Annotated in this window: 11 protein-coding genes and 1 pseudogene; 1 reads left to right on the top strand and 11 read right to left on the bottom strand. The window is 51.5% G+C overall.

Translation table 11 applies throughout. The annotated features are described in order from the left end of the window. Positions 1 to 67: 67 nt before the first annotated feature. The 6 genes from JJL52_RS01565 to JJL52_RS01540 form a co-directional block, all read right to left on the bottom strand. On the bottom strand, positions 68 to 2,290 hold the full coding sequence (locus JJL52_RS01565) for a GumC family protein (protein ID WP_202050620.1): 2,223 nt from the start codon (positions 2,288 to 2,290) through the stop codon (positions 68 to 70). Positions 2,291 to 2,349: 59 nt separating this feature from the next. Further along, positions 2,350 to 2,811 carry a polysaccharide biosynthesis/export family protein gene (locus JJL52_RS01560; protein ID WP_202050725.1) on the bottom strand — a complete coding sequence of 154 codons (462 nt, stop codon included), beginning with the start codon at positions 2,809 to 2,811 and terminating at the stop codon, positions 2,350 to 2,352. A 103-nt stretch (positions 2,812 to 2,914) separates the two neighbouring features. Continuing rightward, entirely contained in the window at positions 2,915 to 4,156 is a 1,242-nt protein-coding gene (locus tag JJL52_RS01555) for an outer membrane beta-barrel protein (protein ID WP_202050619.1), read from the bottom strand. A gap of 11 nt (positions 4,157 to 4,167) precedes the next feature. Next, a complete protein-coding gene (locus JJL52_RS01550; protein WP_202050618.1) occupies positions 4,168 to 5,436 on the bottom strand; it encodes an O-antigen ligase family protein in 1,269 nt (422 codons plus the stop codon). A gap of 464 nt (positions 5,437 to 5,900) precedes the next feature. Next, positions 5,901 to 6,188, bottom strand: coding sequence for a hypothetical protein (locus tag JJL52_RS01545; RefSeq protein WP_202050617.1), 288 nt, complete (start codon positions 6,186 to 6,188; stop codon positions 5,901 to 5,903). Positions 6,189 to 6,361: 173 nt separating this feature from the next. After that, the gene (locus JJL52_RS01540; RefSeq protein ID WP_202050616.1) at positions 6,362 to 7,747 is read right to left on the bottom strand and encodes an undecaprenyl-phosphate glucose phosphotransferase; all 1,386 of its coding nucleotides are present in this window, start codon (positions 7,745 to 7,747) and stop codon (positions 6,362 to 6,364) included. Positions 7,748 to 8,803: 1,056 nt separating this feature from the next. Between JJL52_RS01540 and JJL52_RS01535 the strand changes: the two are divergent. Then, positions 8,804 to 9,049, top strand: a pseudogene (locus JJL52_RS01535) (transposase); the annotation flags it as partial. Positions 9,050 to 9,242: 193 nt separating this feature from the next. On the opposite strand, the gene pnp reads toward JJL52_RS01535, so the two are convergent. From pnp to infB, 5 genes are all read right to left on the bottom strand, one after another. Continuing rightward, positions 9,243 to 11,324, bottom strand: coding sequence for a polyribonucleotide nucleotidyltransferase (gene pnp / locus JJL52_RS01530; protein WP_202050615.1), 2,082 nt, complete (start codon positions 11,322 to 11,324; stop codon positions 9,243 to 9,245). 93 nt (positions 11,325 to 11,417) lie between these two features. After that, positions 11,418 to 11,687, bottom strand: a complete 270-nt coding sequence (gene rpsO, locus JJL52_RS01525; protein WP_202050614.1) for a 30S ribosomal protein S15 — start codon at positions 11,685 to 11,687, stop codon at positions 11,418 to 11,420. A 216-nt stretch (positions 11,688 to 11,903) separates the two neighbouring features. Next, a complete protein-coding gene (truB, locus tag JJL52_RS01520) occupies positions 11,904 to 12,812 on the bottom strand; it encodes a tRNA pseudouridine(55) synthase TruB (protein WP_202050613.1) in 909 nt (302 codons plus the stop codon). Further along, positions 12,809 to 13,183 carry a 30S ribosome-binding factor RbfA gene (rbfA, locus tag JJL52_RS01515; protein ID WP_202050612.1) on the bottom strand — a complete coding sequence of 125 codons (375 nt, stop codon included), beginning with the start codon at positions 13,181 to 13,183 and terminating at the stop codon, positions 12,809 to 12,811. The genes truB and rbfA overlap by 4 nt, the downstream gene beginning before the upstream one ends. A gap of 6 nt (positions 13,184 to 13,189) precedes the next feature. Beyond that, positions 13,190 to 15,877 (bottom strand): translation initiation factor IF-2, encoded by a 2,688-nt coding sequence (gene infB, locus JJL52_RS01510; RefSeq protein ID WP_202050611.1) that lies wholly within the window; start codon positions 15,875 to 15,877, stop codon positions 13,190 to 13,192.

The raw sequence follows: 15,877 nt of genomic DNA, 5'->3' as shown, positions 1-15,877 counted from the left end.
CTCCCCTTCATGGGAGGGGAGTACAATCTTCACTCGCGACTGAAGCCGCCTGCGCCAGAAATCTTCCTCAAGAGAGGTTGGCTTCATCGGCTCCATATGATGTTTGGTAATAGTAATAACCGCTATATTCGCCGTGACCGTAACGCTTGCTCTTTTCGACATCCATTTGAGCCAGCACGATGCCGGCCAACGGGGCGCCAAACCGTTCGAGCATTTTAAGTCCATCCTTCACAGCCTTGATCGATGTAGCATCAGCCTTGACCGCGTAGATGACAGAGCGCACGTGCTGCGCCAGCCATTGCGCATCGCTGACCGCATGCACCGGAGGCGAGTCGATCAGAATCAGGCTGTAGCGTTTTTCCAGTTCTTCCAATAATTCGGCAAATGCCTTGGATGCCAGCAACTCCAGAGGATTGGGAGGAGGCATACCGGCCGGCAGTACATCCAAAGCCAGTCCCTGCACGGAATGCAAGCACTCGTCCAGCTTGGCATGTAGAGCTAACGCATGGGTAAGACCGACCGATTTGGGAGGGAGCTGAAAGCGTTTTGCCAACGTCGGTCTGCGCAAATCGGCTTCTATCAGCAGCACCCGCTTGCCGCCATTATCAAGTTGCGCCAAGGATTGCGCCAAACTCATCGCGAGCGTGGATTTCCCTTCTCCCGGAAACGACGATGTGACCATCCAGATGTTATGCGGGCTATCCAATGCCGATAATACCAAACCCGTTCTGATCGTACGTACGGCTTCGGCGAACACGCCGCGCGGTTCCTGCATGACTAATTGCCCCAATGCTTCGGGTTGATTGCGCAGCCTATCCAGCAATGGCATGACGCCCAGGAAAGGCTGATCGAGCTTTCTTTCGATATCGTCCGGCGATTTGAAAGTGGAATCCAGATAATCCAGCAGGAAAGCTATCAGCACGCCTAAAAACAGTATGCCGACAAAAGTCAACGCCAGGATCAGCTTTTTCCTCGGTTTTTCCGGCTCGATTGGAGTACTGGCCTTATCGATAAAACGGATATTGGAGGCTCCAAGTTCGGCAGCTTCGTTAGCCTCTTTGAAGCGGTTGATAAAGGTCTCATACAGTTTTTTGTTCGATTCGACTTCGCGCTGCAATTCGCTCAAACGCGTTTGCTTCCGGCTTATATGTTGCACCTGCGATTTATTGCCTTCTATGCTGGAAAGAACCGCCTGCTCATTGGCCCTGGCAATTTCATAACGGCTCTTGATGCTGGAGGCGATGCTCGCCAATTGTTTGTCCAGCAATTCCTTTATCGACGCTCGCTCCGAATGCACGGCCACCATCGCCGGATGCTCCGGCCCGTAGCGTTCGGCAAGATCCGACTCCTTACGCGCCAGTTCGGCATTCTTGCTCTTCAGATCCATCACAACCGGATCCTGCAATACCTCAGGAGCCTGCTCAAGCCCTTTGCCCGATTTGATTTTGTTATAGAGGTTTTCCGCTTCGAAACGAGCCTGGCGCACACTCGCCAAGGTTGCGGTGTTTTGCTCTATTTCCTTGGTACTCAATGTCAACACGCCTTCCAAATCGACCAGATGCTCCTTGGCCAGGTAGTCCTGCAAGCGGTTTTCGGATTCGCTCAATCTGTCCTTTAAGGATTGGAGACGCTCGGAAAGCCATACCGCCGCTTTGCGGGTGTCCTCCATACGCGCTTCAAGGCCGCTCTCGATAAATGCCTCGCCCAATGCGTTCACTACTTCCCGAGCCAGCTTGGGGTCTTTAGCGTCGAAGCTGACATCGACCAACTGCGTCTTCAGGCGGGGTTTGACGGTCAGTCTCTCCAGAAACTCTTTCACTAAGGCTTCTTCAGCCTTGATGGCTTCATCGGCTTCGTTGCTTTCCGATCTTTCGGGAACAAGCGCCGGCAGCAGCGCGAGCCAATCCGTCCAAAACGCCTGGCTTTCTTTTTCCGGCAGTAAATCGCTGAATTCGAGGTGCGCGGCCAACTTCAAGCTGCGGATAACCTTACGTGCCAAATCGGGGGACTTAATGATTTCAAACTGGGTTTGAAAATATTCCGCCCTGGACATATCCATCGAATACACGTCTTCGATCGAAAGCAGATTGCCCTGCTTCCCTTCCACCAACAGCGTTGCGGAAGAACGATAGACCGGCTTCATCGAAAACACGAATAGCCCCACCAAAGCAGTTGCCACGATAGCCAACAGCAAGATCCGCCATTGATATTGGCGGACGACGCCCCAATAATGACGCAAATCTATGCTGTCTTCTTCGAGAAAAACCTCATCCTGTAGGATTCTATCCATATTGAACTGCCGCTCAGACATAGCCATCTGGGCAGTGGGCCTCAACTTCAAATCATTCATCAGAAAAAGCTCTCCTCGACGATCACCACATCACCGGGCGCGATCGGCGCATCCAATTCAACCTCGATGCCTTGGCGGGCCACGTCCTTTTCTCGCTCGAGCAGAACGCTCGATTGCGAAGCCCGCTCGGTAAAGCCGCCGGCTATCGAGATGGCTTTTTGCACAGTGAGCCCCGGCAGATAAGGAAACGCCCCCGGCCTGTTGACTTCGCCGTTCACGAAAAACTCGCGATATTCCAGAACCGATACGGTAACCCTTGGATCTTTCAGATAACGGCCGCTAAGGCTCTGTGTAATTTTGTCCTTCAATCTGCCCACCGTTAAACCTTTCACGTTCATTTCGCCGAGAAAAGGAAAGATGATCGTGCCGGCATCTGTCAGCTTGGCTTCCAAAGTCAGGTCAGGCTCGCGAAACACTGTAATCATAATTTTGTCTCCTGCTCCGAGCTCGTAATTGGACATTAAGCTGCTTTCCGCTGGGGGCTCAGAAATTGCATGGGCAACGGCCGGTCCGAGTAATGCAAAACATAAAAATAAAATTTTTTTCATAATTGTCTTTATCACTTCAATACCATGATGCCCAAGGGGCCTGGGCATCATCGGAAATACGCGGATTGCCGGTAATGTAAAACATGATCGTATTCTGATTAAAATCGAAGTCTCTATTGCTCGACTCCAGACTTCGATACGAATAATTGATGCCGATGCCCAGCCAGCGCCGGAGCCCATAATTCAAGTCGAAGCCGAACGAGGTATAGTCATCCTGACGATTTACACCAAGATTGTCGGCATTTTCTCGCGCCCCGAACAGTTGAGTCTTGACACGCGGGGTCCAGTCATGCTCCCAGCTCATACGGAAACGGTCGGACGCCCGAATATTACTGCTCGCAAGCGTTGGGGCCGCATCACGCGAGATGGTCAGATTTAGGCGCGAATAACTTAATGGCGCCCAATTAACGGCTAGATCCCATGTCGCATCATTAAATTGCTTGAATTGAGAATTGTCGAACTCCTGATGCAAGTAACCGACCCGTGCAACAAATTGGGTTTTGACCGAATACTGCCAAGTACCTCCAAACAAAAAACGCTGCTTTATGCTATCGAAGGCCGATGCCTCGGTCTGCCTGTACTTGACCCATGTATTTTCAACCTGAGCCTGTAACGTCGTTTTTGGCTCTATCCGGAAATAAAAACCGGGAGTCGTTACGAACTGCGTTCTCTCCTGTCTAGCCGTAAACTCGGGGTTATTTTGGAAGGTATAGTTCTGAACATTGAACTTTAACTCCAGATTACCTTTGGCTTCGACCCTGCCGTAACGGTAGATGGCACCGGCGCTGTATAAACGATATTGATCAGGCTCGGCTTGCCCTGTGGAGCTTAGCAAATCTCTTCCTAGAAATACCCCTCTCTGATAATGGCTATTTAGATACCCCAGATTGATGTCGAGCCGATTACGGCGGGTAAATTCAACATGCGATGAACCGCCGACAAAATGATCGACATAATCGTCTTGTGGGCTGTTGTGATATTGAGAACTTTGTAAGGTATAAGTCAAAGTATATCGGTTCAATTGTCTTTTCAGCGCCAATTGCCCCCCGGCGTGAAACTGCGTCAGAAAGGAGGCCTTTTTGAATCTATCCTGCTGAAATATGTTGTCATTGTATGACTCCGCCGCTTCGAAAATAGGCGCGAACTCAAACGGGCCAACTGGAAAAATAACCGGATCTTTCCGAATATCCAGCACTTCAGCCCCTGGCGCCGGGGCGCAAAACACCAACGAGCACCAGGCAATCTTGCGATAATTCACTCGTATAACCGTCAAATCGAGGAGCAATTGCCGAGCGCTTGCTCGGCTACCCGCGGCAAAGCCAGGAGTGCCACAAACAATAGGATGTTGGCGGGTATCTGCAGATTAAAATCGACCGTGGAATGAATCAATAGGCTGACAGTGCCCATAATCGAGGCAAACCCCATTCCATTCAGCAGTTTTGATTTGCTACACTGCAGCAGCGCCCATCCTTTTTGAAGGCCAAGCATTAAATAAGCCGCCAGCGGGATACAACCGATAACGCCCAGTTCCACTAACAGCTGCAGATAATCGTTGTGGGCATAATCGTAAAAACCGCCGACAAATCCAGTGTATTTGGGGAATATATAAGCGAATGTACCTGCGCCAGTGCCCGCCAGCCAAAAATCGGGGATCATCTTCATCACATATTGAACAACTTCGTCACGGCTTTCATGGTCGAGGCCGGTATTTTCGATTCTTTCCACGACTTTGCTGATATCGAACCATGTCCCTAACAGAATTATATCGACCGCAACGATACTGACGATGACCGCAACGAAGCCTGGACGGCGAAATTGTTTGGTGGACAGAAAGGCTATCGTCGAGGTGATCAATAGCGCATTGAAAAAAGCCGCATTACCCATCCGTGAGTGAGTCATCAGCAGGCCGATCACCATCACGACCAGCAGGCAGCGTAAAACGGCAATCGGGCTCAGCAAGGTTTGCAGGGCATAAGCCAGAATCCCGCGCCAATGATGACGGCCCCGATCCGAGACTTTGCGTGAACCCAATAACAAGCCAATGCCTATCGGCAGAGTCATTTCCAGGTAGCCGGCAAGATGGTTCCGATTCACGAAGGTGCCTGTCGCATTGCCGATATAGGCTTCTTTAGGCACAAAAAATAAATATTCCACACCTGTAAGTACCATCATAGTGCCGTAAAACGCTTGGAATACTCCCGTTAAAATCAGCATATAGCAAAACTGTACCAGCCGTTTCCGACTGTTAATCAATCCGTTCATTAAGCAGACCATTGCAAAACAGCCTAATGTCAGCATGGCTTTATCGAGCGTTTTTCCAGGTTCCAAAGAAACAGGAAATGCATTCTCGGTGTGATCGGAAGACAATACGTTTAACGCCGACGTATAAATTTCCACTGTGGCCGGAGATAAAACGGTCAGCCAGTCCGCCAGCAGAACAGGAGACGCTTGACCCCACATCCAAAAAGCGACAAACAGTAACAGAAACTTTCCCAAATGGTTGGGTTGTGCTTGGCTTTTAGTTGGCTCTCTGGTCATTCGGTAGCACTCTACAACTAGATACCCAGCCAAAAGCATCAGAAATACAGCGGATAACGCCAGCGATGCCCATCCTCGATTACTGCCTAAGGGTAAAGGAGATACGATAAATACCCCCAAGAATCCAACATAAATCGAACGTTCTATCCAAAGAAAAAAACCGGATAGTGAGAATCCGTTCATTTGCATTAAAATTTGTTCATTTTTTCAAAATGTGTATCCAACTCTGCTATTAGGCTAATGATTGTGGCTTGCGAAACAAGCTCAGTAACAATTACTACACCTATTGTTTACTGGGCTCAAAAAACACTTATGCTCGAAAAGCCATTAAAAAGCTCCGCCGTTCCGGCATACTTATAGCAAAGAGGTATTGGGAAAACCAAAAAGCCAAATTAAGGCAAACTCCTCCACTGATATACAGAATCCATTCCTCCGAAGCTTGCCTTAACTAAAACATTTCCTCGTTAGCAAGGAGATACACTTTTTCTGCAGTGGCCGGGATTGTCGTCTCCATGGCCGTTTCCATGGCCGTTTCCATGGCCGTTTCCATGGCCGTTTCCATGGCCGTTACCGTTCCCATGGTTATTGCCGTTTCCATGGCCTTTGCCCTTACGAAACTCAGCAGCATTAGCGTCCTTGGCTAAAGTAATATTCAAGCCTTTACTTACCTCATTTTTTTGATCTGCAAATATCTGACTGCTAACCATCAAAATAAACATGCCTGAAATCGAAATCACCAGCTTCTTCATCATCATAATTTCCTCCAAAAGTAAAACATAACCCTCCACCTAAATGCTGTGTAGGCCGTAAAGAAACAAAAAATATCAAACAAAAAACTTATGAAAAGACTCTTCCTTAGCAAGAGCTTGCGAAATTTTCTTGTTTTACCAATTCCATACAATTACCGCAGTGAAAAAATAATATTCTAATGAGCATTCGTCGTTTTGAGCACGACACCGAACGTCCTAATAATGATAAGAACATCCAGCAACAACGACCAATTCTTCAGATATTCCAGGTCATATTCCACTCTTTTTTCCATTTTTTCGAGCGTTTCCGTTTCACCTCTTAATCCATGAACCTGCGCCCAACCGGTGATGCCCGGTTTGACTTTATGACGCAACATATAACCCTGAATAAGTTTTCTATATTCCTCATTATGTGCAACGGCATGAGGCCTTGGACCGACGATACTCATATCGCCTTTGAGTACGTTAAAAAATTGAGGAAGCTCATCCAACGAGGTTTTTCTTAAAAATCCTCCGAAAGGATAAATTCGGCGATCGTTTTTGGTCGCCTGCTTAATAGTCGGGCCGTTTTCGCAAACATTCATGGTCCTAAATTTATACACTCTGATTTCTTTTCCATCGAGACCGTATCTGATTTGATTAAAAAGTACCGGTCCCGGCGATGTCAATTTAATGACTAACGCAATCAGGAACATGGCAGGAGAAATGATAATTAAAATAATTAAAGAGATTATGAAATCGAATGCAGATTTCCATATTGCATTTAAATGATTAATTGGACTTTCCAAAACGGACACGATGGGAATATCATGAATAGAATCAATTCGAGACTGAATCAGGTCGAAATTCGATATGTCGGGCACGAAATAAATCGAAGCCGTTGTATCGCGCAATTCGTCCAGCAGGCGAGTAATTCGCTCTTCATTCCGAATCGGCAGCGTGACAAAGACAACCTGAACGGCATTTTCTTTGACATACGATAAGACATGATCCATATTGCCTAATAGTTTTCCCTGGCAGCCGTTCCAAAGGCGGTCCTTATCGCGTGAATCAAAAAACCCATCAAACTGCATCAAAAGACTGGGGTCCTCTGATATCTCCTTGCTTAATCGATAAGCGACCTCCGTGGCTCCAACGATGACACATTTGCGAATTTTGGTTTTATGCAGCCGAAATTTTAGCCAGAAATGCAGAAACCCATGGGCGGCTAGCAATAATGTCGGCAAGGACACCAGCCAGATCATGATGACGTACTTTTGAACATGCTCGGAAAATTGGGTATTCAGAAACAAAGAGTAAATCAGGAAAATGAATACGCTGCTTCCAGCCAGCACAGCAAAAATGTATGAGTGAATGCCGCTCGCACGAAAACTCAGTAATGGTCTCAACGTTCGGGAAACCATCCAGGAAAATAACACAACGGCTACCAATAGAATTCCTTGGTAACTGTTCCAGGGAACCTGAAAGTACAGCACAAAAGCCAGAAAGGATAATCCACAGACGGCTGGATCTACCGTTCTTCTTGTCAACGCAATAATCGGTGGCTCAGATAGAATTTTCATAGCTGACGTACCTAATTGAATTTAAACAGCATTAGCAGTCGTGGAAATTATAAAGTCTACTTACCTACGACGTATGTGATGATCATCAAAAAAACATAATTTTTCCACTAGAAAATATATTTTAGAGGCAGCGGATTTCTTAAAAAGGACTTATTTTTATTGATAGACTAAATTCACACAGTATTAAAATAGCAAATTCGTCAAAACCGCACCTTTTTAAAAAATTAAAACAAGTGAGTTAGCGATCCAGGCACCTTCTACGCCATACGCTGTTTTTTACCGGACGACAATAGAAAAAGTCTTGTTCTCTGCCTGAAAGAAGGCTTAATCTGTGCCTATTCTTTCAAATATTTATGATCCCTGGACTCATGAAGCTGTCATTCTGAAGCGTATATAAAAAAGCAGCAAACCTAAAACCATTGATGGCAAGCTCTTAGCTCGACTTTAGTCATGCGGGGCCATAATACACAGATCGACTTAAACGACTATTAAAAATACAAAAAACTTAGCAAAAAAACTTATTCTACTTCTCATAGATCCTTAATTTATAGATAAGATTCTAGTATATATAATTGTTCTATTTCCCTCGACGAAAGAGCGGCCATGTGTCCAGCCAGCCGGCGGCTACGATGGGCGATTCTGGAACCCTATGCTGATGCCCTAATAGCGCAAGCGGTAAGCCCATCGATGACATTGAAGGAACTGCAAAGCTGGCTGGAAACCGAACATGCCTTACCCTATCGATCGCGGCCCTGAATAAGTTTCTGCGCCTGAAGCTGGGTTTTCGCTATAAAAAGCATCCGTTCACAACCGCTCGCGTATAGGGCGTCTGAACGGAAGAATCAATGGCAAGCCTGGCAACAATATTGCGATATTTCCAAGCGGGTATTTCTGGATGAAACCAGGATGACGAACGGCATGAGCCGACGCTATGGCAGAATTGTAAGGGATGCTCGGTGTAAGGACGCTGCGCGGCAGGCCAATGGCAAACGCTGACCTTCATGGCCGGATCGCGGGCCGATCGGCTAACCACACCGGGGGGATCAGGCGAGGAAGGCTGATACCTTCAAAGAATATCTGCGTTCGCAGCTCGGACCGACGTTAAGCCCCGGCGATAGCGTCATCCGCGATAATCTGCCGGCGCATAAAGTGGCCGAGGTCGAAGCGATCATTCAAGCACAAGGAGCAACCTTGCAAGACCTGCCAACTGACAGCCCGAACCTAAATCCGATCGAGCAAGTGTTCGCTAAAATCAAAGCCCTGCTGCGCAGAGCCGCAGAGCGTACTATCGATAAACTTTGACAGAATCTCGGCGGGATCCTTGATCAGTTCCATGCTGAAGAATGATTAAACTTCTTCAGAAATTCAGGCTATGTTTCCAACCAATGAATAAATGCTCTAGATAAATCACCGGAATACGCATTTTTACCCGCCGTTGAGTATGGCAAAAAAAAAGGGCCGAAAGGCCCTTTTTTAAATTGCGGCAAGAAAAAACTTAATCTTCTTTTTCCGCTTCTTTCATGCTAAGGCGAACGCGGCCTTGGCGGTCGATTTCGAGTACCTTGACCCGAACCACGTCGCCCTCGGACAGCTTGTCGCTGACTTTGTCGACATGCTCGTTCGAGATTTGCGAGATGTGCACCAGGCCATCTTTTCCGGGCAGGATCGTCACGAACGCACCGAAGTCCATCAGGCGCACGACCTTGCCTTCGTAAATCTTGCCGACTTCGACTTCGGCGGTAATCTCTTCAATCAGACGGCGCGCCTCTTCGCCGGCCGCCTTGTCGACCGAGGCAATCTTCACGACGCCGTCGTCGGTCAGGTCGACGCTCGCGCCGGTGATTTCGGTGATGCCGCGGATCGTCGCACCGCCCTTGCCGATCACTTCACGAATCTTGCTCGGATCGATCTTGAAGGTAATGATCCGCGGCGCGTAGTCGGACATATGTTCGCGCGCGGCCGGCAATACCTTATTCATCTCGCCGAGGATGTGGATACGGCCGGTCTTCGCCTGCGCGAGTGCGGTCTTCATGATCTCAGCGGTGATGCCGTCGATCTTGATGTCCATTTGCAGCGCGGTGATGCCGTCTGCGGTACCCGCGACTTTGAAATCCATGTCGCCGAGATGGTCTTCATCGCCCATAATGTCGGACAGAACCGCGTAATCGTCGCCTTCCTTGATCAGGCCCATCGCGATACCGGCCACCGGCGCCTTGATCGGTACGCCGGCATCCATCAGCGCCAAGCTGCTGCCGCAAACCGACGCCATCGAACTGGATCCGTTCGATTCGGTGATTTCGGAAACGACACGGATCACATACGGAAATTCTTCCATCACCGGCAATACGGCCATCACGCCGCGCTTCGCAAGACGGCCGTGGCCGATTTCGCGGCGTTTCGGCGAACCGACGAAACCGGTTTCGCCGACGCTGAACGGCGGGAAGTTGTAGTGCAGCATGAACAGCTCTTTGTATTCGCCGGTCAATGCGTCGATGATCTGCGCATCGCGCTGAGTGCCCAATGTCGCAACGACCAGAGCCTGCGTTTCGCCGCGGGTAAACAGCGCTGAACCGTGGGTTCTGGGCAATACACCGGTTCTAATGGTAATTGGACGTACCGAATCGAGCGTACGGCCGTCGATGCGACGCTTTTCGCTCAGAATCGCCTGGCGAACGATGTTGTATTCAAGATTTTCGATGATGTGGCGGATCGCATTTTCAGTATATTCGCCCAGCGCGGTAAATTTCTCGATCGCCGCGGTACGGATCACTTTCAGGCGGTCCTGACGGACCAGCTTTTCGGCGACCCGGTAGGCTTCCTTGATGCCTTCCTCGACTTCGGCGGTAACCAAGCGCACCAACTCGGCATCGGCATCGGGCGCGGTCCATTCGACCACACCGGCGCCGGCCGCGGCCGCGAATTCGTTGATCGCTTTAATCGCGATCTGCATTTGTTCATGGCCGAACAGCACTGCACCAAGCATTTCGTCTTCGGTCAGACCGTCGGCTTCGGATTCGACCATCAATACCGCATTGGCGGTACCGGCAACAACCAATTGCAGGCGCGAATCCTTCAACACCGCCGGCGACGGGTTCAACAGATATTGTCCATCCTTGAAGCCGACGCAAGCTGCGCCAACCGGGCCGTTAAACGGCAACCCGGAGACCGCCAGCGCCGCAGAAGCACCCAGCAAGGCAGGAATTTCGGTATCGACTTCGGGATTCAGCGAGATCACTGTCGCAATGATCTGTACTTCATCGGTGTAGCCTTCGGGGAACATCGGACGCATCGGACGGTCGATCAGGCGCGAAATCAACGTTTCCTGTTCGGATGGACGTCCTTCCCGCTTGAAAAAACCACCGGGAATTTTACCGGCCGCATAGGATTTTTCCTGATAATTTACCGTCAGCGGAAAAAAGTCGTTGCCGCCTGTATCTTTTTTGCTAACGACGGTCACCAATAATGAGGTGCCTTCGACATCGATGATCACGGCGCCGTGGGCCTGGCGTGCTATTTCACCGGTTTCCAACGTAACGGTGCGATCGCCGTACTGAAATTCTTTCCTGATAGGATTCACTATTAGGTTCCTTTGCGTAGATATTGTTGAGTTAAAACTGGGGTAACGCTGAAATGCAAACGGCGCCGAACCGGCGCCGTTTGCAGTCTGGTCTTATTTGCGCAAACCGAGACGATCGATCAGCGTACGGTAGCGGTCGCCGTCCTTGTTTTTCAGATAGTCGAGCAGTTTGCGGCGCTGATTGACCATGCGCAGCAGACCGCGGCGCGAGTGGTTGTCTTTTTTGTGCTCCGCGAAATGCGGGGTCAGGTGCTGGATGTGCGCAGTCAACAGAGCGACCTGGACTTCCGGGGAACCGGTATCGGTTTCGGACAGACGATACTCTTCAACGATTTTTTTCTTTTGTTCCGCAGTAAAAGGCATTTGCTTAAACCCTATGTTTCAATAATTAAAAAAAGCCCTGACAGGGCCGGTGACACACCCATTTCCGCGATAGGGAGCAGAGAATGGGTCAAACTTAGGCTCCCAACGCCGGAGCGTGAGAACGATAATATTACTTGGTTCCCACGCTCCTGCGTGAGAACGATGAAAAAGGTTGCATAGACAAGACGAAAAGACCGGTTGAAACCCTTTCGCCTTTTAGCTGGATCCTTCCAAATTGAACAGTCTGCAAGGCGCTAGTTTACCATCCAATCGCATTTCACCCAAGCCTAAAAACGCGCCCGCATGGTACAGGCGCACGGGTCCGGATTGCGCGAGTTCGGCCCAGACCGCCTGTCCGTTCCTGATCTTAACCGCATCGTAGTCCTGCAATTCGACCGCCTGCAATGCCTGGAGCGGTTCATCGACGTTCAGCAGGCAGGCATCGAGCTGCTGCGAGTCCATCGCGCGTAATTGTTCGATCGTGTAGGCCCGGTCGAGCGTAAATACGCCTGCCTGCAGGCGGCGCAGTTCCTCGACGGCCCCTCCGCAGCCGAAGTGGACGCCGATGTCTTCCGCCAGCGAGCGGATATAAGTGCCTTTCGAGCAGAACACTTCCAGCGTCAGCCGATCGCGTTCGAAATCGAGCAGCTTCAGTTCGTAAATCGTGATCCGGCGGGCCTTGCGCTCGACCGTCTTGCCTTCGCGGGCCAGTTCGTAAAGCTTCTTGCCGTTCAGCTTCAGCGCCGAATACATCGGCGGCACTTGGTCGATTTCGCCGGTGAAGCGCTGCAGGCATTCATCGAGCATAGCCGATGTGATTTCCGGAACCGGCTTCGTTTCGAGCACTGCCCCTTCCGCATCGCCGGTGTCGGTCAATACGCCGAGCCGGATCACGACCCGGTAACGCTTGTCATCATCCAGCATCATGCCGGACACCTTGGTTGCCTCGCCGAAACACAAAGGCAACAGCCCGGTCGCCAAAGGATCGAGGCTGCCCGTATGCCCGGCCTTGGCCGCATTCAAGAGGCGCTTGACCTCCTGGAGCGCCAGATTCGAAGACACGCCAAGCCGTTTGTCCAGCAGCAGAATGCCGTGGACATTGCGCCGCAGATTGCGTTTACTCATTCCTGATCGGGGGCTTTATCGGTCTGGTCGATGTCGCTGAGAAGTTCCGCAACGCGCATGCCGGTATCGAACGAATCGTCGTAAATAAAACGCAGTTCCGAAATATGCCGCAGCCGCATCCGTTTCGCGAGCTCGTGCCGGATTACCGGGGCAAGCTGATTCAACCATTTAACATGATTCCGCTTACCGGCTTCATCCGCGTTCAGTACCGTGAAATAGATTTTCGCGACCGCGAGATCCTTGGTCAGATCGACTTCATTGATCGTAATGAAGCCGAGCCGGGAATCCTTTACGACCCGCTGCAGAATGAACGAGAGTTCCTTCTGCATTTCGGATGCCACGCGGGCGCTACGCCCATATTCTTTTGCCATGATTCTTTACAATACGCGTTTGACTTCGGTCCGTTCGAAGACTTCGATCTGGTCGCCGACTTTGACATCGTTATAGTTCTTAACGCCGATGCCGCATTCCATGCCCATTTTGACTTCGTTCACGTCATCCTTGAAGCGCCGCAGCGACTCGAGCTGGCCTTCGAAAATCACCACGTTATCGCGCAAGACGCGGATCGGCAGGTTGCGCTTGACGTAGCCTTCGACGACCATACAGCCGGCGATCGCGCCGAACTTCGGCGAACGGAACACGTCGCGGACTTCGGCCAGGCCGACGATCTGCTCCTTGATTTCCGGCGCCAGCATGCCGCTGATCGCGTTTTTGACTTCGTCGATCGCTTCATAGATGACGCTGTAATAATGCAGGTCGACGCCCTTCTCTTCGATCAGCTTGCGCGCAGTCGCATCGGCGCGGACATTGAAGCCCATCAGGATGGCACCCGAGGCCAGGGCCAGGTTCACATCGCCTTCGTTGATGCCGCCGACGCCGCCATAGACCACCTTGACCTCGACTTCCGATGTCGACAGGTCGACCAAGGCGCCACGCAGCGCTTCGAGGCTGCCCTGCACGTCGGTCTTGAGCACCAGGTTCACGCTCGCAACCTCGCCGGCAGTCATCCGGGAGAAGACCTCGTCCAGCTTGGAAGCCTGCTGCGCCGCATGGCGCGTGGTCCGCTTGCGCTCTTCGCGGTGCTTAGCCAGCTCTCTGGCAATCCGTTCGTTCTGTACGACCAGGAATTCGTCACCCGCGTTCGGAGTGCCCGATAACCCGAGGATTTCGACCGGCACCGAAGGGCCGGCTTCCTTGATCGCCTTGCCGTTTTCGTTGAACATCGCCCGCACTCGGCCGTATTCGTGGCCGCACAGCACCATCTGGCCGCTTTCGAGCGTGCCTTTTTGCACCAGCACGGTGGCAACCGCGCCACGGCCTTTATCCAAGCGCGACTCGATCACGATACCCGAAGCCGGGCCTTGCACCGGCGCCTTCAGTTCGAGAATTTCGGTCTGCACGATCAGGGCTTCAATCAGATCGTCGATGCCCTGCCCGGTTTTCGCCGAAATTTTCAGGAACTGCGTGTCGCCGCCCCATTCCTCGGCCAGTACGTTAATAACCGACAATTCCTGCATCACCTTATCGGGATTCGCATCCGGTTTGTCCATCTTGTTGATCGCGACAATGATCGGCACGTTAGCGGCGCGCGCATGCTCGACCGCTTCCTTCGTCTGCGGCATCACGCCATCGTCGGCCGCAACCACCACAATCACCACGTCGGTCACATCCGCACCGCGCGCCCGCATCGCGGTAAACGCGGCATGGCCCGGCGTATCGAGGAAGGTGACCGAACCGTGGTCGGTCTTGACCTGATAGGCGCCGATGTGCTGGGTAATCCCGCCTGCTTCGCCGGCGGCAACCCGGGTTTTACGGATATAGTCGAGCAACGAAGTTTTACCGTGGTCGACATGTCCCATGATCGTAACGATCGGCGCGCGCGGCACTTCCGGATAACTCTCTTCCGACTGCGCTTCGGCGAGCATTTCTTTTTCGAGATCGTCGTCGCTCTGCATGATCGCCTTGTGGCCCATGTCCTCGACCAGAATCGCCGCGGTGTCCTGATCGATGCTCTGGTTGATCGTCGCCATGATGCCGAGCTTCATCAGCTGCTTGATCACCACTGCGACCTTCACGCTCATCTTGTTGGCGAGATCGGATACCAGAATCGTTTCCGGAATCGTAACTTCCTTCACGATCGGCGCGGCCGGCATTTCGAACTGATGTTTGCTTTCGAATGGAGCTCCAGCTCCCGAGCGCTGCGGTGTTTTGATCTTTTTCTTCGGCCGGCGCGGCGCATCCCGTCCTTCGGAGAAAGGGCTGTCATCGCGCTGCTTCTTGCGATGCAGCGTTTCCTGCTTCTGCAGCGCCTGCTGGCGAACTTTTTCGGCGGTGCGGTTGATCGACTCTTCGACGCGCCGATCCCGTTCGCTCATTTTCTTTTTGGCGCTATCGTCGGTCTCTTTGCCTTTGACGGCTTTTTCCACTTTGGCTTTCTTGACTTCCTTGACTTTGACCGCTTCAAACCGGGCTACCGGCACCAGTTCCGCCTCATCCGCTTCCTCGACAACTTGCACGGCCACTTCTTCCTCGAACTCTTCCTGCGGCGCTTCTACCGGAGGCGCAGGTCTGGCCTCGACAGCCGGAGGGGTCGTTTCCGCAATCGGTTCGACCACCTTGGGCTCTTCGGCGGGCTTCGCTTTTTGCTGGGCGGCGGCAATAACCGGCTCGACCGCCGGCACGGACGGTTTTTCTTCCGGCGTGGGCTGCGGCTGGACTGCCGGTTTGGTTTCGGCCGTCTCGGCAAGATCGCGTTTGTTTACATAGGTTTTCTTTTTGCGGACTTCGACAGGGATCGTTTTGGTCGCCGTACCGGGCACGCTCGCCTGCTTGATTTCGATCACCTTGCGGCGCTCCAGCGTCACGCGCCGGGGGGCCGTTTTAGACTCGCCGCCATCCTTGCCGTGGCGTTTGCGCAAATGCGCCAGAAGCTGCATTTTCTCGTCTTCGCTGATCACATCGTCCGGCGTATTGGCCGATAACCCCGCTTCCTTCAATTGTTCCAATAACCTTTCCAGAGGTATTTTGACTACCTCGGCCAATTGCTGTACTGTTTGATCGCTCAT

Origin of the sequence: Candidatus Methylomicrobium oryzae, assembly GCF_016745425.1 — a bacterium.
GTDB lineage: Bacteria > Pseudomonadota > Gammaproteobacteria > Methylococcales > Methylomonadaceae > Methylomicrobium > Methylomicrobium oryzae.
This window is presented reverse-complemented; position numbering and strand designations above follow the sequence as displayed.